The sequence below is a fragment of the Pseudoxanthomonas sp. 68-E7 genome (genome assembly GCF_057773145.1).
Genome location: NZ_JBYMTI010000002.1, coordinates 729,316 through 750,789 on the forward strand (window position 1 = coordinate 729,316; position 21,474 = coordinate 750,789).

18 protein-coding genes and 2 tRNA genes are annotated in these 21,474 nt (G+C 68.4%); 9 read left to right on the forward strand and 11 right to left on the reverse strand.

The genetic code is table 11. From position 1 onward, the window contains the following. Positions 1–73: 73 nt before the first annotated feature. Positions 74–1,546: an oligosaccharide flippase family protein gene (locus tag AC3DE2_RS07870; RefSeq protein WP_488425720.1), complete on the reverse strand. Its 1,473-nt coding sequence runs from the start codon at positions 1,544–1,546 to the stop codon at positions 74–76. A 43-nt stretch (positions 1,547–1,589) separates the two neighbouring features. Beyond that, on the reverse strand, positions 1,590–2,621 hold the full coding sequence (locus AC3DE2_RS07875; protein ID WP_295375551.1) for an acyltransferase family protein: 1,032 nt from the start codon (positions 2,619–2,621) through the stop codon (positions 1,590–1,592). Between the two features lie 94 nt (positions 2,622–2,715). Between AC3DE2_RS07875 and AC3DE2_RS07880 the strand changes: the two genes are divergently transcribed. Genes AC3DE2_RS07880 through AC3DE2_RS07890 form a run of 3 tightly spaced genes read left to right on the forward strand, consistent with a single transcriptional unit; the run spans position 2,716 to position 6,909 of the window. Further along, positions 2,716–3,900, forward strand: coding sequence for a glycosyltransferase (locus tag AC3DE2_RS07880; protein WP_488425721.1), 1,185 nt, complete (start codon positions 2,716–2,718; stop codon positions 3,898–3,900). Between the two features lie 24 nt (positions 3,901–3,924). Beyond that, a complete protein-coding gene (gene asnB / locus AC3DE2_RS07885; protein ID WP_488425722.1) occupies positions 3,925–5,919 on the forward strand; it encodes an asparagine synthase (glutamine-hydrolyzing) in 1,995 nt (664 codons plus the stop codon). Positions 5,920–5,967: 48 nt separating this feature from the next. Further along, on the forward strand, positions 5,968–6,909 hold the full coding sequence (locus AC3DE2_RS07890; protein ID WP_488425723.1) for a methyltransferase domain-containing protein: 942 nt from the start codon (positions 5,968–5,970) through the stop codon (positions 6,907–6,909). Here AC3DE2_RS07890 and AC3DE2_RS07895 read toward each other — a convergent pair. Then, positions 6,906–8,096, reverse strand: coding sequence for a PQQ-dependent sugar dehydrogenase (locus tag AC3DE2_RS07895; protein WP_488425724.1), 1,191 nt, complete (start codon positions 8,094–8,096; stop codon positions 6,906–6,908). The two genes, AC3DE2_RS07890 and AC3DE2_RS07895, sit on opposite strands and share 4 nt — an antisense overlap. Before the next feature lie 139 nt (positions 8,097–8,235). Between AC3DE2_RS07895 and AC3DE2_RS07900 the strand changes: the two genes are divergently transcribed. From AC3DE2_RS07900 to AC3DE2_RS07915, 4 genes are read left to right on the forward strand one after another with little or no spacing between them, the layout of a single operon-like run. Next, positions 8,236–8,484, forward strand: coding sequence for an acyl carrier protein (locus tag AC3DE2_RS07900; RefSeq protein ID WP_295375542.1), 249 nt, complete (start codon positions 8,236–8,238; stop codon positions 8,482–8,484). Positions 8,485–8,494: 10 nt separating this feature from the next. Then, positions 8,495–10,003, forward strand: coding sequence for a class I adenylate-forming enzyme family protein (locus AC3DE2_RS07905; protein ID WP_488425725.1), 1,509 nt, complete (start codon positions 8,495–8,497; stop codon positions 10,001–10,003). Beyond that, positions 10,000–10,980, forward strand: a complete 981-nt coding sequence (gene nadE, locus AC3DE2_RS07910; RefSeq protein WP_488425726.1) for an NAD(+) synthase — start codon at positions 10,000–10,002, stop codon at positions 10,978–10,980. Before AC3DE2_RS07905 ends, nadE begins: the two co-directional genes overlap by 4 nt. Positions 10,981–10,983: 3 nt before the next feature. Beyond that, positions 10,984–12,036: a GNAT family N-acetyltransferase gene (locus AC3DE2_RS07915; RefSeq protein ID WP_295375537.1), complete on the forward strand. Its 1,053-nt coding sequence runs from the start codon at positions 10,984–10,986 to the stop codon at positions 12,034–12,036. A gap of 16 nt (positions 12,037–12,052) precedes the next feature. Here AC3DE2_RS07915 and AC3DE2_RS07920 read toward each other — a convergent pair whose 3' ends face one another. After that, entirely contained in the window at positions 12,053–13,075 is a 1,023-nt protein-coding gene (locus tag AC3DE2_RS07920) for a polysaccharide deacetylase family protein (protein WP_488425727.1), read from the reverse strand. Between AC3DE2_RS07920 and AC3DE2_RS07925 the strand changes: the two genes are divergently transcribed. After that, complete coding sequence (locus AC3DE2_RS07925) at positions 13,074–13,988, forward strand: glycosyltransferase (RefSeq protein WP_295375534.1); 915 nt, start codon at positions 13,074–13,076, stop codon at positions 13,986–13,988. The genes AC3DE2_RS07920 and AC3DE2_RS07925 overlap by 2 nt on opposite strands. Positions 13,989–14,016: 28 nt before the next feature. On the opposite strand, the gene AC3DE2_RS07930 is transcribed toward AC3DE2_RS07925, so the two are convergent. Further along, the gene (locus AC3DE2_RS07930) at positions 14,017–15,414 is read right to left on the reverse strand and encodes a TIGR03013 family XrtA/PEP-CTERM system glycosyltransferase (RefSeq protein ID WP_295375532.1); all 1,398 of its coding nucleotides are present in this window, start codon (positions 15,412–15,414) and stop codon (positions 14,017–14,019) included. A 363-nt stretch (positions 15,415–15,777) separates the two neighbouring features. Beyond that, entirely contained in the window at positions 15,778–17,334 is a 1,557-nt protein-coding gene (locus AC3DE2_RS07935; protein ID WP_295375530.1) for a right-handed parallel beta-helix repeat-containing protein, read from the reverse strand. A gap of 246 nt (positions 17,335–17,580) precedes the next feature. Between AC3DE2_RS07935 and AC3DE2_RS07940 the strand changes: the two genes are divergently transcribed. After that, positions 17,581–17,657, forward strand: a tRNA-Arg gene (locus AC3DE2_RS07940). A 171-nt stretch (positions 17,658–17,828) separates the two neighbouring features. On the opposite strand, the gene AC3DE2_RS07945 is transcribed toward AC3DE2_RS07940, so the two are convergent. The 5 genes from AC3DE2_RS07945 to csrA form a co-directional block, all read right to left on the reverse strand. Further along, positions 17,829–18,389, reverse strand: a complete 561-nt coding sequence (locus AC3DE2_RS07945; RefSeq protein WP_295375528.1) for a pilin — start codon at positions 18,387–18,389, stop codon at positions 17,829–17,831. 248 nt (positions 18,390–18,637) lie between these two features. Then, positions 18,638–20,326 carry a M56 family metallopeptidase gene (locus AC3DE2_RS07950; RefSeq protein ID WP_488425728.1) on the reverse strand — a complete coding sequence of 563 codons (1,689 nt, stop codon included), beginning with the start codon at positions 20,324–20,326 and terminating at the stop codon, positions 18,638–18,640. Between the two features lie 2 nt (positions 20,327–20,328). Beyond that, the gene (locus AC3DE2_RS07955) at positions 20,329–20,715 is read right to left on the reverse strand and encodes a BlaI/MecI/CopY family transcriptional regulator (RefSeq protein WP_488425730.1); all 387 of its coding nucleotides are present in this window, start codon (positions 20,713–20,715) and stop codon (positions 20,329–20,331) included. Between the two features lie 336 nt (positions 20,716–21,051). Next, positions 21,052–21,144 (reverse strand) — tRNA-Ser (locus tag AC3DE2_RS07960). Positions 21,145–21,219: 75 nt separating this feature from the next. Next, complete coding sequence (gene csrA, locus AC3DE2_RS07965) at positions 21,220–21,429, reverse strand: carbon storage regulator CsrA (protein ID WP_141453448.1); 210 nt, start codon at positions 21,427–21,429, stop codon at positions 21,220–21,222. Positions 21,430–21,474 lie beyond the last annotated feature (45 nt).

Sequence of the window (21,474 nt, forward strand, 5' to 3'; positions counted from 1 at the left end):
TCCTTCCCCCTTGGCTTCCGTGAGCCCTCATTCGCACCGCGTGGCAGTCGCGCGCCCGCGCCTTCCCCACCTCTCAACCGCGCAGCCAGCGTCCCAGCAACGGCAGGCGTCCCAACCCCGCCGACTGCAACAGGTTCCCCAGCAGGCCGCCGCCGCATATGGCCAGCGCCAGCGGGTACACCAGCACGCCGGTTCCCACTTCCAGCAACAGCTGCGCCGGTGCCGGCGCCTGGCCGGCGACCAGCAGCCGCAATCCCCACACCGACAGCGCCATCACCGCGCAGGCCAGTGCGACCCGCGCCAGCGGCGGCCACAGGCGCCCCAGCCGCACGCCATCGCGATGGCAGGCCTGAACCGTGAGTATCCACTGCACCAGCATCGCCGCGCCGACCGCGAAGGCCGCCGCCATCACTCCCCAACGGGCCAGCACGGCGAACGCGGCCACCAGCACCACCATCGTCGCCACCTCGATCCACATCAGGATCGCGTTGCGCCCCAGCGAGGTCAGGAACGAGGACAGGATGTAACTGCCCGGCCCCAGCAGCAGCATGAACGCCAGGATGCTCAACAACGGCGCCACCATCGCCCAGTCCGGCGGCAGCAGCGCGGCGACCAGGGTCGGCGCGACCACCGCCAGTCCCGCCGCCATCGGACACAGCAGCACCGCCGCGACCACCAGCGCGTTGACGATCAGCGGCGCGCGCGCCGCCGGTTCCGCGCGCACGATCGCCGGCACCATCACCGTACCGATGTGGCCGCCGACGTACACCGCCGGCAGCTGCGCCAGATTGAAGGCCATGCCGTAGGCACCGGCGTCATGCGCGCCGACCAGCCGCAGCATCATCGGCTTGTCCCAGTAGCGCCCGCCCTCGGCGAGGGTGATCTCGCCGGTGATCGGCGCGCCGAAACGGACGATGTCGCGGACCCGCGCCCAGCGCAGACGGGCCGGCGCCAGCCAGCTGCGCCAACCGGTGCCGGTGATGGTCACTCCCGCGATCACGCAGGACTGGGCGATGAAACCCAGGATCATCGCGCGCCCGCCCAGGTCGGTCGTGCTCACCAGCGTCACCGCGACGGTGGCATAGGCGACGTCGCCCAGCGCGGTGGCGATCGCGATGCGTCCGAACCGCAGTTCACGCGCCAGCAGTTTGTCCGGTATCGCGCCCAGCCGGCGGATGCCGATGCCCAGCAGTGCGCCGGGCAGGTAGGTGGCCAGGTTCGGGGCCTGCAGCCAGCCCGCCAGCCACGGCGTCGCCCACCAGGTCAGCGCGATCACCAGCGAGCCCGCCAACAGGTAGAACACGCTGGCGGTGAAGATCGCCTCTCGCCCCTCGCCGCCACGCACCATCACGTACTGGCCGCAGCCCCAGGCGCCGATCCAGTTGCCGGTCAACGCGATGATGGTGGCCACCGTCACCTCGGCCACGATCTCCGGGCTCAGGTGGCGGGCGATCAACAGGGTGCCCAGCAGGCCCACCGCACGGCCGGTCAAACCCGCGCCGATGCTCCACGCCGCCGCGGAAACGATCTTCTGCCTGTCCTTCAAAACCGCTCCCTGCCGTGCCCCGCGTGGGCGCCATCGTACGTGCTCACGCGGTCTCCAGGCGCATGCCGCGCCGCTTCCATTCCGAGCGGATCCAGCGCATCGCCGGTTTTTCCACGCCGTAGCTCAGCAGCATGGCCAGGCCGAACGCCACCGCCACCGCCACCCCGCAGGCGGCCAGGCTGGGCACGCCCCGTTGTTCCAGCCGGTAAATCACCGCGAAGCCGATGGCCTGGTGGATCAGGTACAGCGAATAGGACAGCGTGCCCAGCCAGGCGAAGAAGCGCACGTTGAGGAAGCGCAGCCAGCCGAGGGTGAAGGCGATGAAGATGGCGCAGCAGACCGTGCCCACCAGCAGGAATACCGGGCGCTCGCCGATTCCGATCGCGAACAGGCACAACGCGATCATCGCGATGTTCAAGGGCCGCTCGCCGGGATGCTGGCGGATCCGGTAGAACAGGATGCCCATCGCGAAGAACGGGATGAACCGCAGGATCAGCAGCTCGCGCAGCACGTAGGAAAAATGCCAGCCGTGCTTTTCGAACACGCCCTCGATGGCGGCCAGCACCAGCCAGCCGGCGATGATCCAGTGGATCCGCCTGAGCAGCCCCAGCATGTACCAGAGCAGCATCTGCGCGTAGAAGAACAATTCGATCTGCAGGGTCCAGTAGGAGCCGTCCAGGTGCTCGCCACCGAGGAACTCCTGGACCATCGTCAGGTTCAGCGCCCAGTCGTGCAGCGGCAACTGCTGCAGCGGCAGGCCGATCGAATAGACCACCAGGCTGGTGATCGCCAGCGCCGACCAGTAGCCGGGGAACAGCCGGGAGAAGCGCGAGACCACGAAATCCATCGCGGTGCGGGTCCGCTCCAGGGTCATGAAGATGACGAAGCCGCTGATCAGGAAGAACAGCTGCACGCCGTACTTGCCAGGCAGCAGGTCCAGCGGCATGCCCCCCGCATGGCCTATCTGTTCCGTGTACCGCGTTGTGTAGTGGTAAGCCATCACGGCCACGGCGGCGATGCCCCGAAGGGCGTCCAGCTCCACCACGCGCACGGAAGGCGAATTTTCGCGGACCACTTCAACTCCCGGAACCGGTTCACTGCATGGTCGATATAACGCTAGCGAGTCCCGCAACAGGCCAGTTCCCGGCATCCGGCCGAGGCGGGGCGACATGCGGCTGCTGATCGTCACTTCCCAGTTCCCGATTGCCGGCGAGCCCAACCGCGGCCGCCCGATCTACCAGACCGTGCGCGAGCTTTCGCGGCTGGCGCAGGTGCGGGTGATCAGCCCGGTCGCCAGCTACCCGCGCTGGGCGCAACCGCGCAGTTACCTGTACCGGGCCTCGGACGAGCACCATGACGTGCCCGGCTGCGATGTCGAGTACGTGCGCTACCCCGCCCTGCCCGCCGTCAGCCGTCCGTTCAACGGCCGCCTGTGCGCGCGCGCCATCGCCGCGCCCATGCGCGCCTTCGCCCCGGACCTGGTGCTGTCCTACTGGCTGTATCCCGACGCCTACGGCGCGATGCTGGCCGCGCGCCGGATCGGCGCGCCATTGGTGGTCGGCGCGCGCGGCTCGGATCTGCGCGTGCGCGACGCCATCAGCCGCCGCCTGACCCGCCCCGTGCTGCACGCCGCCCGCCGCCTGCTGGTGGTCAGCGAGGACCTGGGCCGGGTCGCCGAGCGCGACTACGGCGCAGACCCGGACCGCATCCGCGCCATCCCCAACGGCTGCGACGCCGCCATTTTCCATCCGGCCGATCGCGCCGAGGCGCGCCAGGCCCTGGACCTGCCGGCGGACGCGGAGGTGGTCACCTACGTGGGCCGGCTGGTTCCGGAGAAGGGCCTGCGCGAGCTGCTGGTCGCCGCCGGCCAGCTGCGCGCCTCCCGCCCGCGCCTGCAACTGGTGCTGGTGGGGGAAGGCCCGATGCATGCGGAACTGGCGGCGCTGGCCGCGGCCGGCGATCTGCCGGTGCGCTTCGCCGGCACCCGCCCGCCGGCGGAGGTCGCGCGCTGGATGTGCGCGTCCGATCTGGTCACCCTGCCCAGCTATTCCGAAGGCCACCCCAACGTGCTGGTCGAGGCGCTGGCCTGTGGCCGGCCGGTGGTCGCCACCCCGGTGGGCGGCATTCCCGAAGTGGTCGACGACGCCAGCGGCGTCCTGGTGCCGGTGCGCGATCCGGCCGCGCTGGCCGACGGCCTGCGCCAGGCGCTGGAGCGCGAATGGGACGAGGCCGCGCTGGCCCGCCGGTTCTCGCGCGACTGGCGCCAGGTGGCCCAGGACACCCTGCTGGCCTGCGAGGAAGTGCTGGCCGAAGCCCGGGGCGAGCGCGCGCTGTACGCCGCCGGCTCCACCTGATCCCGCTGCCAGGAGACCCGGACGATGTGCGGAATCGCAGGCTTCAGCGGCGCGGATGTCAGGCCCGACGGCGCGCGCGCCACGCTGGAGCGGATGATCCACCCGCTGGCCCATCGCGGCCCGGACGGCTTCGGCTTCCACGCCGAGCCCGGCGCGGCGCTGGCGCATGCGCGGCTGTCGATCATCGATCTGGCCACCGGCGACCAGCCCATCCACAACGAGCGCCGCACCGCGTGGACGGTGTTCAACGGCGAGATCTTCAACTACGTGGAACTGCGCCGGGATCTGGAAGCGCGCGGCCACCGCTTCTACACCCACTCCGACACCGAAGTGATCGTGCATCTGTACGACCGCTACGGCGATGATTTCGTCCAGCATCTCAACGGTCAGTTCGCGATCGCCCTGTGGGACGGCGAACGCCGGCGGCTGGTGCTGGCGCGGGACCGCGCCGGCATCCGCCCGCTGTACCACGCGCACCGGCACGGCCGGGTGTGGTTCGCCTCGGAAGTGAAATCGTTGCTGGCGGTGCTGCCCGAATGCGCGCAGCTCAATCCGCGCGCGCTCATGCAGACCCTCACCTACTGGGCGCCGGTGGATCCGGACACCCTGTACGACGGCGTGCAGAGCCTGCCGCCGGGTTGCCTGCTGAGCATCGAGGCCGACGGCAGCCAGCACCTGCGCACGTACTGGAACTGGGAATTCCCCGACGCCGCCGACACCTCGCCCTCGCGCTATCCGCTGTCGGTGGAACAGGCCACCGCCGAACTGCGCGACCTGCTGGTCGACGCCGTTCGCCTGCAACTGCGCGCCGACGTGCCGGTTGGCGCCTACCTCAGCGGCGGCCTGGATTCCTCCGGCATCGTCGCGTTGATCAAGGGATTCACCGACACGCCGGTACGCACCTTCTCGGTCGCATTCGAGGACGGCGAGTTCGACGAGAGCGAACACCAGCAGGCGATGGTCCGCCATCTCGGCACCGATCACACCACCCTGCGCTGCACCCGCCGCGACATCGGCGAAGCCTTCCCGCGCCTGATCCGCCATACCGAGACCCCGGTGCTGCGCACCGCGCCGGTGCCGCTGATGCTGCTGGCCGGCAGCGTGCGCGAGCACGGCTACAAGGTGGTGCTCACCGGCGAAGGCGCCGACGAGGTGTTCGGCGGCTACGATCTGTTCAAGGAAGCCAAGGTGCGCCGGTTCTGGGCGCGGCAACCGGATTCGCGCCTGCGCCCGCGCCTGCTGGAACGCCTGTACGGATACCTGCGCAATTCGCCGGTCAGCCATCCGGGCTTCGCCCAGTCGTTCTTCGGCCAGGGCATGGAACACCTGCACCGCCCGGTGTTCGCCCACGTGCCGCGCTGGACGACCTCGCAGCGCGCGCTGGCGTTCCTGTCGCCGGATCTGCGCGCGGCCTCCTCCAGCTGGGATCCGCTGGACGCCTACGAGCAGACCCTGCCACCGGGCATCATGGACTGGAGCCCGCTGGCCCGCGACCAGTACGTGGAAGCCAAGTCGCTGCTGGCCGGCTACCTGCTGTCCTCGCAGGGGGATCGGGTGGCGATGGCGAACTCCATCGAAGGGCGCTTCCCCTACCTGGATCACCGGGTCATCGAATTCGCCAACCGGCTGCCGCCCAGCTTCAAGATCCGCGGCATGACCGAGAAGTACCTGCTGCGTCGCGCGCTTGCCGATCTGCTGCCGGCCGACATCGTGCAGCGGACCAAGCAGCCCTATCGCGCGCCGGACAGCCAGAGCTTCTTCTTCGACGGAAAACCGCTGGACTACGTGGCCGAACTGCTGGCGCCCGCGTCGGTCCGTGACGCCGGCTACTTCGAACCGCAGGCGGTCTCGCGGCTGGTGGAAAAATGCCGGCAGGGCCGCGCCACCGGCTTCGCCGACAACCAGGCGTTCGTCGGCATCCTCTCCACCCTGCTGGTGCATCGCCAGCTCAACGAAGCGCGTACCGCCCCCACCGCCCATCGCGACGCCGACGCGCCGCTGGCGGTCCCCGCGGCCTGAGCGCCCACACCCGATCACGGAGCCGACATGCACTGGCGAGTCAAAGGAATGGTCCAGAAGGTGCTGGGATACCTGCCCGGCGGCCATACCCTGCATTTCCACCTGCAGCGCCAGTTCGGCGGCCTGCAGGACTTCGAGCGCGAACTGTCGGTGAAGATCGACGACTGGGCGATCATGGCCGGGCACCTGCGCGACGCCGGCCATCCCTTCGCCGGCATGCGCGGCTTCGAAATCGGCACCGGCTGGTATCCCACGTTCCCGTTCGCCTGCTACCTGGCCGGCGCGGCGCGGGTCACCACCTACGATCTGAACACCCACCTGCGCCGCGATCTGACCGAACGCTGCGTCGCCACCCTGGAAAAATTCCTGCCGCGCATCGCCGAAGCCGGCGGCGCCGATCCCCACGCGGTGCGCGAGCGCTACCTGCGCCTGCGCAACCGCCTGCTGGCCGGCGATTCGCTGGAAACGGCCACCGACGGCGTGGTCCAGTACCGCGCGCCGGCCGACGCCACCCGCACCACCCTGGGCGACGGCGAAGTCGACGTGGTGTTCTCCAACAGCGTGCTGGAACACGTGCCGCCGGAAGTGATCGGCGCGATGTACCGCGAGGCGATGCGGATCCTCGCACCCGGCGGGGTCATGTTCCATTCGGTCAACTGCGGCGACCACTACGCCTACGTGGATCGCGAGATCCACCAGTTGCACTACCTGCGCTATTCGGATCGGCAATGGCAGCGCTGGAACAACGCCTTCCTCTACCAGAACCGGCTGCGCGCGCATCGCTTCGTCGACGACGCCCGCGACCTTGGATTCGCCATCGTCCTGGACACCTCGAACGCGCGCCCGGAACGCCTGCGCCAGCTCGCCGCGACCCCGGTGCATCCGCAGTTCGCCGCCATCCCGCCGGAACAGTTGTGCATCACCAGCGTGGATTTCATCGCCCGCAAGCCGGCCGCGGCGGCGGTACCGGCGGTGGCCGCCGCGGTCTAGCCGCCCGGTGCGGCGGTGCTCGCCGGCGGCGCGATCCGCAGCAGCTTGCCGTCCGGCGCATCCACCAGCACGTACAACGCGCCATCCGGCCCCTGGCGCACGTCGCGGATGCGCTGGTTGCGTTCGCCCAGCAGCCGCTCCTCGTGCACGACCTTGTCGCCGTCCAGTTCCAGCCGGATGAGCTGCTTGGCCGCCAGCGCGCCCAGGAACAGGTTGCCCTGCCACTGCGGGAACAGGCCGCCGGTATAGAACGCCATCCCGCTCACGGCCGGCGACTTCTCCCAGACGTAATGCGGATCCTGCATGCCCGGCACGCTGCGTCCGCGCGCACCCGGCACCGGCTTGCCGCTGTAGTCGATGCCATGGGTGGCCAGCGGCCAGCCATAGTTGGCGCCGGCCTGCGGCAGGTTGATTTCATCCCCGCCCTGCGGGCCGTGTTCGCTGGTCCACAGCGCGCGGGTGACCGGATGCAACGCCGCGCCCTGCATGTTGCGATGGCCGTAGGACCAGATTTCCGGGCGCGCGCCGGCCTTGCCCGCGAACGGGTTGTCGTCCGGTATCCGCCCGTCCGGCCAGATCCGCACCAGCTTGCCCTGCAGCTTGTCCAGTTCCTGCGCGGCGGCCGCGGCCACCCGGTTGTCGCCCTGGGTGACGAACAGGTGGCCGGCGTCGTCGAACACCAGCCGCGCGCCGACATGGGTGCCATGCGAGAGCTTGGGCTCCTGCCGGTACACCACCTCCACGTCCTTCAGGACGTCGCCTTCCAACCGCCCGCGCGCCACCGCGGTGCCGGCCTTGTTGCCACGGAAGGTCGGCTCGGCGAACGCCAGGTAGACCCACTTGTCGCGGGTGAACTGCGGCGACAGCGCCACGTCCAGCAGGCCGGCCTGGCCGTCGACGAAGATCCCGGGCAACCCGGCGATGGGCGGCGACACCTGGCCGTCCGCGCCAATCCGGCGCAGGCGGCCCGGGCGCTCGCTGACCAGCAGGCCGCCGTCGGGCAGGAAGGCCAGCGCCCAGGGGTGTTCCAGGCCGGTCACCAGTTCGGTCACGGTGTAAGCACCCTTCTCGGACGCGTACTGCACCGGCGCGGCGTCGCGGACCACGTGCGGCTGCACGGCGGGTGCGGGCGCCTCCTGGCGGCAGGCCGCCACTCCCAGCAGCAGGACCAGTGACAGACGACGCATCGTGGGCTTCCCCGGCATGGCGACGGGCGCGATGGTAACACCGCCACCCGCTCCGCCAACGCCGCCGTACGGACTGGCCGGATGCCCACGGGGCTTGCGTTTTCAATGGCAGCAAGCGAAACAGCCACAGGGGATCCCCATGCAACAGAAGCAACAGATCAAGCAGTTCATCCTGGAGAATTTCCTGTTCTCGGATGATCCCTCCGCCATCGGGGATCAGGACTCGCTCATCCGCGGCGGCATCATCGATTCGACCGGCATCCACGAACTGATTTTCTTCCTGGAAGATCAATTCAAGCTGCAGATCGTCCCGGAGGAAATGACGCCCGCCAATTTCGACACCATCCAGACGGTCGACGATTTCGTCACCCGCAAGCGGGCCGGCTGATCCCGCGCCGATGGAAACCCTCTGCACCCGGGTCGAACGCGTCGCACGCGATGCGCCCGCCCGCCTGGCCCTGATCGACGGCGAACGCCGGGTCGACTACGCCGGCTTCTGGCGGCAGGCGCGCCGGTTCGCCGCGCACCTGCGCGACCGCGGCCTGCAAACCGGCGACCGGGTGGCGATCATCCTGCCCAACCGCATCGAGGCCGCGGTCGCCTGCTACGGCGCCTGGCTGGCCGGCGGCGTGGTGGTGCCCTTGAACGCACAGGCGCGCCTGCGCGATTTCCTGCCGTGGCTGCAGCACTGCGGTGCGCGCCACGTCGTGCATGAAAGCGCGCATCGCGATGCCGTCGACGCGGTCGCGCAACTGCCCTCCATTGCCGCGACGACGGTGCTGGAGGACGGCCGGGCGCTGGTCGACGACGCGGTGGACGAACCGCTGCCGGCCGCGCTGCTGCCCGAAGCATCCGATCTGGCGGTGATCCTGTACACCTCCGGCACCACCGGCGCGCCCAAGGGCGTGATGCTCACCCATGCCAACCTGTTGGCCAACGCGCAGGCGATCGTGGACTACCTGGCGCTGGACGCCTCGGATCGGGTTCTGAGCGTGCTGCCGTTCTACTACGCCTACGGCGCGTCGGTCCTGCACACCCATCTCATCAGCGGCGGCTGCGTGGTGCTCGGGCCCGGCCTGATGTTCCCGCACCTGGTGCTGGACGCGATCGAACAGGCCGAAGCAACCGGTTTTTCCGGTGTGCCTTCCACGTTCGCGCTGTTGCTGGAACCACTCGCGCAGCGCGAACGCCCGCTGGCCTCGCTGCGCTACCTCACCCAGGCCGGCGGCGCGATGTCGCCCGCGCTGACCGGCCAACTGCGCGAACGGCTGCCCACGCCGCGCCTGTACGTGATGTACGGACAGACCGAGGCCACTTCGCGGATCAGCTGGCTGCCGCCGGAACGACTGGACGACAAGCTCGGTTCGGTCGGCATTCCCGTGGCCGGCGTGCAGTGGCGGATCCAGCGCGAGGACGGCAGCGCCGCCGCGCCCGGCGAAAGCGGCGAGGTCTGCGTGCGCGGCCCCAACGTGATGGCCGGTTACTGGAACAATCCCGAGGCCACCGCGCAGGTGCTGCGCGAGGGCTGGCTGCACACCGGGGATCTCGGCCATCTGGACGCCGACGGCTTCCTGTTCCTGCAGGGCCGCCGCAGCGACATGATCAAGACCGGCGCCCATCGCGTGCATCCCACCGACGTCGAGGAAGTCATCGCCGAACTGCCCGTCGTCCGCGAAGTCGCGGTGGTGGGCGTGGACGACGAAGTGATGGGCCAGGTCATCCGCGCGTTCGTCGTTGCCGCCGGCGAGCTTCCGCCCCGCGCCGAGGACCGCATCAAGGCGCACTGCCGCGCCCGCCTCGCCCCCTACAAGATTCCCCGCCAAGTCACCTTCGTCGACACCCTGCCCCGGACCGCTTCGGGCAAGGTGCGACGCTTCCAACTGATGGAGCAGACCGCAACGCCATGAGCAGCCTCGACCGCCACGTCCTCGATATCGACTACGAACAGGAAGCCGACCGCATCGCCGCGCGGCTACGCGAGATCACCGCGCGGCAACTGCATCGCCGCGGGCTGGTCGTGGCCATCTCCGGCGGCATCGACAGCTCGGTCAGCGCCGCGCTGGCCGTGCGCGCGCTCGGACCGGATCGCGTGTTCACCCTGATCCTGCCGGAACGCGATTCCTCCGACGACAGCGCGGTGCGCGCGCGCCTGCTCGCCGAGCACCTGGGCGTGCGCACCGAGACGGTCGACATCGCCCCGGCGCTGGAGGCCATCGGCTGCTACCGCGCCCGTGACCAGGCGGTGCGCAACACCCTGCCCGAGTATGGCGAAGGCTGGAAGTTCAAGATCGTGATCGACGGTGGCACCGAAGGTCGCATCAACCGCTTCCGCCTGATCGCCGAATCGCCGGATGGCCAGCGCCACGAGCGCGAACTGGCCCTGGCCGACTACCTGACCATCGTGGCGGCCACCAATTTCAAGCAGCGCATCCGCAAGAACCTGGAGTATTTCCACGCCGACCGCCTCAACTACGGCGTGGTCGGCACGCCCAACCGGGTCGAGTACGACCAGGGTTTCTTCGTCAAGAACGGCGACGGCGCCGCCGACGTCAAGCCGATCGCCCACCTGTACAAGTCGCAGGTGTACGGCATGGCCCGCCACCTCGGGCTGCCCGAGCGCGTGTGCGCCGCCATTCCCACCACCGATACCTACAGCCTCAGCCAGGGCCAGGACGAGTTCTATTTCGCCCTTCCCTACCAGCAGATGGATCTGGCGCTGTGGGCGCTCAACCACGATCGCCCGGCCAGCGAGCTGGCCACCGCGCTGGGCCTGAGCCCGGCGCAGGCCGAAGCGGTCTACGAGGACATCCGCAACAAGCGCCGCACCACCCGCTACCTGCACATGCCGCCCGTGCTGGCCGGCGACGTACCGGAACTGGACTGACCCGTGAACCAGGCCCCGCCCTCCCCCCAGTATCTCGTCCGCACCGGCGATCCGCTGCGCGACCGGGACACCGTGCTGTCGATCTGGTGGGGCAATCTGGGCCGCACCGACCGGATCGCCGCCAAGTACGACTGGTTCTACCTCGCCGGTCCGCACGGACCGCCGCTGCTGCAACTGCTGCAGGAAACCCGCAGCGGACAATGGGTGGGCACCGCCTGCGCCGGCCGCCGCCGGATGCGCCATCGCGGCCGCGATCTGGGCGCCGGCGTGCTGGTGGATCTGGCGGTGCTGCCCGAACACCGTTCGCTCGGCCCCGCGCTGATGCTGCAGCAGGGCCTGATCGACGCCGGCAAGGAGCAGGTGGACGTGCTGTACGGATTTCCCAATCCGAAGGCGGCCGCGGTGTTCAAGCGCATGGGCTACCAGCACCCGACCGATCTGGTGCGCTATGCGCGCGTGCTGCGCCATGCCCGCTACCTGCGCACGCGCCTGCCGGCCGCATGGCTCGCCTCGCCCGCCGGTTGGCTGCTCGATCTCGCGGTGGCCTGCCGTGACGGCTGGCGCCGCTGGCACGGTCCGCGCCTGCGCAGCGAATGGGGCAATCGCGTCGATCCGCGCATGGACGCCCTGTGGTCGGCCTCGTCGCAGGGCGATGGCGTGCTCGCGGTGCGCGACAGCCTGCACGCCAAGTGGCGCTTCGACGATTCCCCGTTGGCGACCACCCGCTATCTCTGGATCACCTCGCCTGACGGCAAGGAACTGAAGGCCTGGTTCGCGGTGCAGGTCGAGGACAGCGCGTTGCACGTGCGCGACTTCTGGTCCGACAACGGCGCGCACGGGCTTCCGCAGGCCTATGTGCTGGCCCTGCTCGCCGCTGCGCGCGCCGCCGGGCATGGTTCGGTCTCGGTGGAGATCACCGGGCCGGAATGCCAGTTGCAGGCGTGGCGCGAAAGCGGCTTCAGCGAGCGCGGCCGGCGACCGGTGTTCGTGCGCTGGAATCTTGCCAACGGCACCGAACCGATCTGGTTCCTGACCTCGGCGGATGAAGACGAATGACCGCCGCGGCGAGGCCTCAGGCCAGCCGCTGCGCCGGTTTGCGGAACAGGTAGAGCGCCAGCCAGTCCGGACGGAAGCGCCCGCGCGCATCGACCACCGCATCGGTCTCGAAACCGGTGCGTCCAAGCAGCCAGCCGACCCCGTCGCCGACCGGATTGAGCACCGGCACGCTGGTGAAGATCAGTTCGTAACCGGCGCCACGCGCGCGTTGCGCGATCGCGTCGTCGAAGGAACCATGCGGGAAGGACATCGATTCGGCGCTGGGCGCCGGCTGTCCCAGGTGCCGCGCCAGCGCGGCGCGTGCACCGGACAACTCCGCATCCAGATCCGCCGCGAATTTCATCGGCGTGTGGGTCTTGCCATGCAGGCCCAAAGCCACGCCACCGGCGGCAAGCTGTTCCAGTTCCGCGGCGGTCACCATGTGCCGCTGGCCGTCGTCCAGCGCGGCCATGAACGGCGCCAGCACCGCCTCGCGCTGCGCCGCCGGCATGCGCTCCAGCCGCGCGATGGCCTCGCGCAGTTCGCCCAGCGATTCGTCGCGGGGCTGCCAGGGTTCGTCCAGGTGCGGCTGCATCGCCGCGCCCAGATCCGCCAGCTTCAGCGCGCCGCGGCGCAGCGCCGCGATCAGGCGTTCCTGGAAGAACGGCTGGCGCGTGCCCACCGCGTCCGACACCACGAACATCAATGCGGGCAGGCCGGCCTTGCGCAGTTCGGGCAGCGCGTAGTCGGCGTTGTCGGCCCAGCCATCGTCGAAGGTGATCAACAGCGCACGCGGCGGCAGCGGCGTGCCCGCGCGGCGCGAAGCCAGCACCTGCTCCAGCGACACCACGTGGTAGTGCCGGCGGAAGAACGCCAGCGAATCGGCCAGCCAGCGGGTCGCCAGGGTGTAATCCGGGTCGCAGGTCCGCCAGCGCGGATCCTCCGGGCTCAGGGTACGATGGAACATCACCACGGTCAGGCTGTCCGCGTTGCGCACGCGGTGGTACAGGCCCAGCAGACCACTGACGTATAGAAGCTTCTTGGAGAGATCCTTCAGCATGGCGCCAGCTATCGAGGTTTCAACGATTATACCCACCTACAACCGGCGGGACCTGGTGGTGCGCGCGATCGACACGGTGCTCGCGCAGACCCGCACGATCGATGAAATCATCGTCGTCGACGACGGTTCCAGCGACGGTACCGGCGATCTGCTGGCTGCTCGCTACGGTGATCGCATCCGCTACGTCTGGCAGGCCAACGCCGGCGTGTCCGCGGCGCGCAACCATGGCATGCGCCTGGCCCGCGGCCGCTACTTCGCCCTGCTGGACAGCGACGACGAATGGCTGCCGGAGAAGACCGAACGGCAACTGGCCTGGCTGGAGGCGCATCCGGACGCGGGCATGGTCCTGTGCGACGTCGAAAGGGTCGACAGCGAGGGTCGGCTGATCGACGTGTTCCGCCGCCGCGACGTGATCCGCGAGGATGGCCGCGTGCTGCGCTGGGTGATCCACAATCCCGCGCTGGCGCCGGCTTCGGCCATCCTGCGCCGCGAAGTGTTCGAGGACATCGGCGGCTTCGACGAAAGCCTGCGCACCGCCGAGGACATCGACTTCCACCTGCGCATCGCCCAGCGCTGGCCTATCGGCGTGGTCGAACAATCGCTGGTGCGCGCCATGCGCGGCCACGACGGCCTCTCGGCCGAAGCCAGCACCTACGACGACTACGTGCGCGTGGTCGAACGCGCGGTACGCGCCGCGCGTGGCGAGGTCGCCGACGCGGAACTGGATCGCGCACTCGCCGGCACCTACGCGCGCAACGCCCGCGGCATGCTGATCCGTGGGCGCTGGGGCGATGGCTGGCGACTGGCACGCGAGGCCTGGCGATTGACGCCGGACCCGGTGATCCGCCGCGAACTGCTGCGGCTGGTACCGTTCGCCGCGCGTCGCGCGGCGAGGAACCTGCTTCCCGGCTGAGCCGCGTTGCCGCGTGCCGGGAGCGCGATCAGCGCGCGCCACGTCCAAACAGCACGACCTCGACCGTCTGCAGCAGGATCATCAGATCGAAAACGAGGCCGTGGTTCTTCACGTAGAACAGATCGAACTTCAGCTTCTCCTCGGCGTCGCGCACCGAGGCGCCATAGGGATAGCGCAACTGCGCCCAGCCGGTCAGGCCGGGCTTCACGCTGTGGCGGACGCCGTAGTAGCGGATCTCGTCATTGAGCATGTCGACGAAGTGCGGGCGCTCCGGACGCGGCCCGACGAAACTCATGTCGCCGCGAATCACCGCCACCAGCTGCGGCAGTTCGTCCAGGCGGGTCTTGCGGATGATCTTGCCGACCCGCGTGCTGCGATCGTCGTCCTTGCTCGCCCACACCGCCACGCCGTCCTTCTCGGCGTCGACCCGCATGCTGCGGAACTTGGTCAGGGTGAAATGGCGGCCGCGTTCGCCCACCCGTGTCTGGCTGTAGAAGATCGGCCCGCCCGATTCGACCCACACCGCCAGCGCGACCAGCAGCATCAGCGGCCAGGCGATCAACAGCAGCGCCAGCGCCGCGGCCAGATCGAAGAAGCGCTTGCTCAACCGCCGCGGCGTCGAATAATCGAAACCACCGGAAAACACCAGCCAGGACGGATCGACCACGTTGAGCTGGACCATGCCGGCCTCGCGCTCGAAGAAACTGGACAGGTCCACGACCGACACGCCGCGCTGCACGCAGAGCAGCATCTCTTCCATCGGCAGGCCGCCGCGGCGCTCGTCCGGGGCAATGACCAGTTCGTCGATCTGCAGGCGCTCGACCAGTTCGGACAACCCTTCCTCGCCCGGGCGCACCAGCAGATCCTCCTGCACCAGCACCGGCTGGCCGGGAACCGGCACGAAACCGAGCACCAGGAACGAGCGCCGATCCGACTTGCGGCGCATGCGCGAATTGATCAGGTCCGCATTCTTGCCGGCGCCGAAGATCAGGATCCGCTGCTTCAGCACGTCCGAGCCGTAGATGTGCATCCAGGCCAGCCGGACCAGGCAGACGCCGACCAGGCCCAGCGCCAGCGACATCGCCTGCACGCCGCGGCCGATGTAGGTCGCCGGAATCAGGTAATACAGCACCACCAGGCCGATGCCGCCGAACGCGAACGACAGGGTCAGGCGCAGCACGAAATCCAGCCGCGTGTGGCGGACATGGACCTGGTACAGGCCGAAGGCCGCCATCGCGCCGGTCAGGAACAACGCCACCAGCACCGCCCGGATCGGCGCCTGCTGGGCGAAGACGACGTGGTACTCGGGTTCGTTGTGGAAACGGATCCACGCCGCGGCCATCACCGCTGCCATCAGCACGATGACTTCCGCGATCCACAGGATGCGGGCGGCGCGCGCCTTGCGGCTGGCCTGACTGGACTTCATGGCATCACTCCCGCCAGCGACGCACGCGGCCGGCCGGTGTGCGGCCCTTGCGGCGCGCAGCGCTGGCTGCACGCATTCAACCCGTCCTGCATGTTTCCCCCTGTCCTGGCCCCCGGTTCCCTGGCGTTCCTGCGGCCTGCCTGTACTAAGGTCATTCGCGGATACCCACGGCCTGCGCTTGCATTGGCAACACCGCTATCAACGCGACTTCAGGCGCTACCCGGCCACATCCGACCGCGCCCGGGACGAACGGTCGTCCTTGCCGTACGCGGCGCGCCCTCCCCGGCGCAAAAAAAACAGGCCGGGTTGCCCCGGCCTGGATGGGTGGCTGGATGGGCGGCACGATGACCGCCCGTCCGTTCCTCAGGGTTTGACCACCGAGCGCCGGTAACGCGCGGCCGGCGCCTGCCGATAGGGCGAGCGGCCCAGGTAGACGCCGCGCCGGCTGGACACCGGTTGCGGCTGCGCCTGGGCGCCGGCCGCCGGCTGGCTCGCGGCGGGCCCCTGTCCGGGAATCAACGGCTGCGCGCCATTGACCCGGATGCGGTTGTCGATGTCGCTGAGTTCCAGCGCGCCGATCGCGATCCGGCTGGGCACCAGCCGCGCGTGGGCATCGCCGATGGCCAACTTGACCCGCAGCGGCGGATCATAGGCCGGCAGCAGTTGCGGTGACGGGAACGGGAACGCCGCCGGAGTCGCCGGGGTGTTGTTGCCGGCGGCCAGCAACGGACTGCCCGTGCGCGGACGCAGACTGCGCTGGGCGACATTGGTCAACAGGGGATCCGCGCCTCGCACCGTGCCGCTCCACTCGGCCGGCACCAGGGTCGCCCCGGTCTGCACCCAGTTGTTGCTGCCCGCCACTTTCCGCCCGTTCGACCACGGTTCGCGGCCCTGTGGGCCGCAATACGGCGTGGCCACATCGCTGGCGGGGTTCTCGCGCACAATCGCCGGCGTGCTGCCGCCATTCTGGTAGATCGCGTTGTTGTGCATTTCCAGCGAGCCCTGGCCCAACTGGACCAGCACCGCGTTGGCGCTGCCGCCGCGATCCAGGATGATCGTGTTGTTGACCAGGCGGGTACGGCCCTGGTTGCGACCATTGAGATCACCGCCGATGCGGAACGCATTGCCGGAACGGCTGCTGGCGCGATGGATGATCACGTTGCCGACCACGTCGGCGTCCTCGCGGCGCAGGTCCGCGGTCCAGCCGGACTTCTGGGTCTCGCAGTCGGGACCAATCAGCTCGACCTCATGCAGATCGGAGCCCTCGATCCAGTTGTAGTAGATCTCCGCGCGCTGGTGGCGCACGCGCACCAGCACGCCGCCGGTCGCGTCATGCACGTAGTTGTGGCGCATCCGGAACACCGTGTCCGGGTAGGCGACCTCGTCCGATTGCATGTAGATGGCATGGCGGCGATCGCCCTGCCCGGCCCGCGCCACCTCGCTGTACTCGAGGGTGAAGGATCCCGAGTTCTGATCCGCGCCCAGGATGCCGTGCGACGGACAGTCGTGGATGTAGGCATCGCGCACGGTGGCGCCGTGGGCCTCGCTGAAAACGCAGGTCGTACTGCCGCCGGTGATTTCGAAACCCTCCAGCACCACGTGGTTGGATTGTTCGAACTTGATCGTATGGGTGCCGCCACGCAGGATCGGACGGCTGGCGCCCGCCACCCGCCGCCAGCGGATGGTCACCGGATTGGCGGCGGTGCCACTGTCATCGTCACCGATGACGATGTCCCCGCTGTAGGTCGCGTTGCCGTCCACTTCGACGATGTCGCCCGGCGCGAGATCGACGTTGCGCAGGAGCGTGGACAATTGGGTGTACTGGCGCCCGGACGGCCCCACCGTATAGGTGGCGGCCACCGCGCTCAGCGGGACGGCCACAAGCAGCCCCAGACCGAGCAAGGGTTTGGAAAAACGCATTGAAATGGAACTCCCGGAATACTGGATGTTCCCCCTGTGGCCGGTATTGTCACGGGCGGACCGTGAAAGTCCCGCTAACAGGCCCTTCCCGGATCCCGGAATTGGGATGCAGGCAGCGCTTCCCGGCCCCTGGACGTCCACCGGGACCGCGTGCCCGCGCCATAGGATATCGGCCAGGGAAATTCGTTACGGAAAAATGATTGACGCCCGAAATCGAATCGTGCAGAATTCCGCCTCTAACGCAACGCGCCCGTAGCTCAGCTGGATAGAGTACCTGGCTACGAACCAGGCGGTCGGGAGTTCGAATCTCTCCGGGCGCGCCATTTGCAAGAACAGGCAGACTTCGGTCTGCCTGTTTTTTTATGTCCTGGGCATGGAAAAAACCTGCCGCGCGGGCCCGCCTTCTCCTCAGAAGCAGGAACGTGGGCGAATGCAGTGGTACGCGGGCGAACTTCGGGTCCAGCTTCCGCTGGTGTCTGCCCGGGCCATGGCCATCATTCCTTCAGCCATTTCCGCAAATCGTTGTCGTCATGCTGGCAGACGGCGGGCACACATTTGTAGACGCGGTCCTTGGCATTCCAATGGTAGGTCGCGGAGACGCACATCCAGTCCAGGCCGGACTTGCTGCCGTTGAGCTTCGGATACAGCCAAAGCTGGGTGAGATCGCTGCCGTCTTGGGACAGGTATCCCTTGCAACCCGTGTCCTGGGCTTGAATGATGATGACCCCCGTCTCACTGACCACCGCCTGTTTGACGTAACGGGTTCCCCGGCTTCCCGGAAAATAGCCGATCGGCGTATAGCCGAAGACCTCCGTCGAATGCTTGCCCTTAATCGGCAGGGAGGCCATGAATGCGGCCGGATCCCCTTGGACCATGACGGTCTCCGCCACCGCCAACTTGAGAGGCCCCACCATCGACAGGGCTTCACTCATGCGCGCCCGGACCATGAAATCCCGATAGGCCGGGACGGCCAAGGTTGCCAGAAGCCCCAATACGGCGAGAGCGACCATAAGTTCGATCAAGGTGAGCCCCGATACGCGATGCCTGCTGTCCAACGTCCAGACCTTTTCGATTCCGCACAGCTCAGTCTGGGAAGCCCGGGACGCGCGGGAAATCGGATTCCTCCTATTTCGACGCTTGCGGCGATCGAGATACGGGGTATCGGCACCGACCCGAGCCCGCAGCGCGGGGCGGCGGCGCCAGGAGCACGGCCAACGACGGCCCGTAAACCGAAAAACCTCGCCACAGCGAGGTTTTTCGACTCATGACCCGAGCGAGGGGGGGAAAAGAACGCCGCCCCTGCTCACCTGCCGATGCGTTGGGCGACGCCACTGGCGAGCGCGGTCTTCAACAAACGCTTCAATCCCTCATCGGCACGTTGGCTCGCTTCGGCCTGGCGGGTACCAAGATCACCCTGCTGCCGTCCCAGTTCGGCCTGCTGGCGGCCAAGCGCCTCCTGGCGTTCGCCCAGTGCTTTCTGGCGGGCATTGATCTCGGCCTGCTCGCGTTGTTCCGTCGGTGATTCATCACGGGAAGCGCCCTCCAGCGCACGTTGCGCCGCGGCCAGCGCAAGACGTGCCTGCCGCTGCCCCAGTTCGCCCTGCTCCTGGCCAAGCTTGCCCTGCTGCAGGCCCAGTCGTCCCTGGCGCTCCCCCAGTTCCCCTTGCTGTTCGCCCAACTGGCGGACGGGCGCAATCAGCGCATCGAAACGCTGCAGCGTGCCCGGATCCCGGATCAGGTAGCGCGCGCTTCCCTGTCGCACCCACAGCGCTTGTCCCTGGCCGGCCACGGCACGGCGCGCTTCTTCCAGATCGTCGGTGGAACCATTCATCACGGTGCGTTCGTCACGGCCATTGATGCGCACATAGGCCTGGTCCGGCCCTGAATCGGACAGATGGATTTGTCCGGAAACCTCGCTCTCGCCGCTATGGGTACTGACCAGCGACGTGCTCGCCTGGATGATCGTCGTCCCGGACCCGGTGACGCCCCGGCTGGCCGCGGCCGCGACCGCGGCGGCATCGCTGGAGGCGGCCACCAGCCGCAGCGGCATCACTCCGGCGGCGGCGACCAGTGCGAGCAGGATGAATGAACCGGCGCGCGGGAAGTAGGCGGTGTTCTGCAGCATGGTCAATCTCCTTTTGAGGCTGAGGAAGGTGGGAGAAGCACTGGCAAGGCCGGTGCGGAACGAGGTCGACGTCCCCAGCCGCACCAGCAGGCGGCCATAGTCCTGTCGGCAACGACGGTCACCCGCCACCACCACCGCGTCGCAGGCGGCTTCGCGGGCGATGCCGTATTCGCGCACCGCCAGGTGGATGAGGGGATGGAAGAAGAACAGGTGGCGGGCCAGGGTCGGCACCCAGCCCCACCACAGATCGCGTCTGTGCAGATGCACCAGCTCATGGGTCAGCGCCATGTCCAGGTCATCGCCGTCCAGCACCCGTCCCGCCGGCAGCAGCAGGACCGGGCGCCACGGCCCCACCAATTGCGGTGACGCGATGCGATCGGAGACACGCAGGCGCGGTGCGCCGCGAAGTCCATGCGCCTCGGCGGCCAGCGCCATTGCCCGCACCAGCGCGCCATTGGTGCACGGGGCGGCCTGCTTCAGGAGTTCGCGGCTGCGCCGCCAGTCCCGCAGCGTCGCGCTGGCGACCACCAGTACGCCGGACAGCCACAGAACTGCCAGTCCGGTCTGCCACGACAACTCGAAGGTCGAGGCCGGAACGGCCATCGCGGCGGGTGCCGCCGCCAGCCCGGCCGCGGCCGGAAGGCGCTCGACCAAGGGAGCCGCCGGTGCCAGCCACGGCAATTCCAGCGGTGGCGCGATCAATCCCGACAGCGACTGCAGGGCCACCAGCCACCATAGCCAGCATTGGGTCGCCAGCGGCATCCGCGGCACCCAGCGGCAGAGACCCCAAACCATGGCCACCAGGACCGTTGTCTGGACACTGGTCGCGACCACGCGTTCCAGCAACGCCGAAATAAGCGCGTCCATGGTCACTCCTCCTGCCGCTTGGACTGCAGGCGCGCGACCAACGCTTCCAGTTCGGCCAGTTCCTCGTCACTGACCTCGCCACGCTTGGACATCCAGGCCACGAAGGGGCTGACCGAACCCCGCAGGGTCTTCTCCACGAAGGTCGCCACCGCGCCCTGCACCACGTCGTCCTCGCCGGTGGTGGCCGAATAGCGGTAGACCCCGCCGGCATGGCGCCGCTTCAGGTAGCCCTTGGCCCGCAGCCGCTCCATCATGGTCAGCACGGTCGAGCGCGCCAGGCCCTGCGCCTCGCCGAAACCCGCGGCGACCTCCCCGACCGAGGCGTCACCCTGCTGCCCCACGTACTGGAGCAGGGCCAATTCCTGGTCCCCGATGCTCTTGCGTGCCATCGTTCCCCTCCCGGGTGACTACAGATGTAGTCAAACTAGATCTGACTACACCTGTAGTCAAGCCTGACCAATGGCAGGGGTAGCCCATGCTCCGCCGTCCGGGCATGCGCCGGGATTCATCAGAGGGGCGCGGTAACGGACAGGTCCCGAGCTTGCCTGCCCGCGCACGGCAAATCGCGATTGCAACGGACATGATGACGGGCGACCTGCCAACCGGTAGTCGCCCCTGCGCGCTTGTGTCGTCTCCGCACGTCGGCAGCGTTCCTGCGGCAACGCATCGTGTTCACCGGCGGAAAAAAAACCAAAAACCCCGCCGAAGCGGGGTTCTGGTACAACTGGCGGAGTGAGAGGGATTCGAACCCTCGATAAGGCTTTTGACCCTATACTCCCTTAGCAGGGGAGCCCCTTCGGCCTCTCGGGCATCACTCCGGGAAATGTTCCGCCGCAATCAAACGACGGCGGCCGCATAGGATAACGGCAGACCGGTTCGGCGGCAAACGGAAATCAGCTCGAGGACGAATCGTCGTTGTGGGAAGCGGAACCCGCTTCCTCACCGCGCTGGATGCGCTGGTAGATCTCTTCGCGGTGCACGGCAACGTCCTTCGGCGCGGTGATACCGATGCGCACCTGGTTGCCCTTCACGCCGAGCACAGTCACCGTGACCGAATCACCGATCATCAAGGTTTCGCCGACTCGGCGGGTCAAAATCAGCATGTTTCTTCTCCTGAATCCGGCAAGATTAAAGCCGGGGCAGCGTTC

Excerpts from the sequence above, each read along its gene's own strand:
- AC3DE2_RS07935 (WP_295375530.1), bottom strand. The coding sequence starts at position 17,334 with ATGCGTTTTTCCAAACCCTTGCTCGGTCTGGGGCTGCTTGTGGCCGTC.
- AC3DE2_RS07955 (WP_488425730.1), bottom strand. The coding sequence starts at position 20,715 with ATGGCACGCAAGAGCATCGGGGACCAGGAATTGGCCCTGCTCCAGTAC.
- AC3DE2_RS07895 (WP_488425724.1), bottom strand. The coding sequence starts at position 8,096 with ATGCGTCGTCTGTCACTGGTCCTGCTGCTGGGAGTGGCGGCCTGCCGC.
- nadE (WP_488425726.1), top strand. The coding sequence starts at position 10,000 with ATGAGCAGCCTCGACCGCCACGTCCTCGATATCGACTACGAACAGGAA.
- csrA (WP_141453448.1), bottom strand. The coding sequence starts at position 21,429 with ATGCTGATTTTGACCCGCCGAGTCGGCGAAACCTTGATGATCGGTGAT.
- AC3DE2_RS07900 (WP_295375542.1), top strand. The coding sequence starts at position 8,236 with ATGCAACAGAAGCAACAGATCAAGCAGTTCATCCTGGAGAATTTCCTG.
- AC3DE2_RS07905 (WP_488425725.1), top strand. The coding sequence starts at position 8,495 with ATGGAAACCCTCTGCACCCGGGTCGAACGCGTCGCACGCGATGCGCCC.
- AC3DE2_RS07950 (WP_488425728.1), bottom strand. The coding sequence starts at position 20,326 with ATGGACGCGCTTATTTCGGCGTTGCTGGAACGCGTGGTCGCGACCAGT.
- AC3DE2_RS07925 (WP_295375534.1), top strand. The coding sequence starts at position 13,074 with ATGGCGCCAGCTATCGAGGTTTCAACGATTATACCCACCTACAACCGG.
- AC3DE2_RS07930 (WP_295375532.1), bottom strand. The coding sequence starts at position 15,414 with ATGAAGTCCAGTCAGGCCAGCCGCAAGGCGCGCGCCGCCCGCATCCTG.
- AC3DE2_RS07890 (WP_488425723.1), top strand. The coding sequence starts at position 5,968 with ATGGTCCAGAAGGTGCTGGGATACCTGCCCGGCGGCCATACCCTGCAT.
- AC3DE2_RS07880 (WP_488425721.1), top strand. The coding sequence starts at position 2,716 with ATGCGGCTGCTGATCGTCACTTCCCAGTTCCCGATTGCCGGCGAGCCC.
- AC3DE2_RS07920 (WP_488425727.1), bottom strand. The coding sequence starts at position 13,075 with ATGCTGAAGGATCTCTCCAAGAAGCTTCTATACGTCAGTGGTCTGCTG.
- asnB (WP_488425722.1), top strand. The coding sequence starts at position 3,925 with ATGTGCGGAATCGCAGGCTTCAGCGGCGCGGATGTCAGGCCCGACGGC.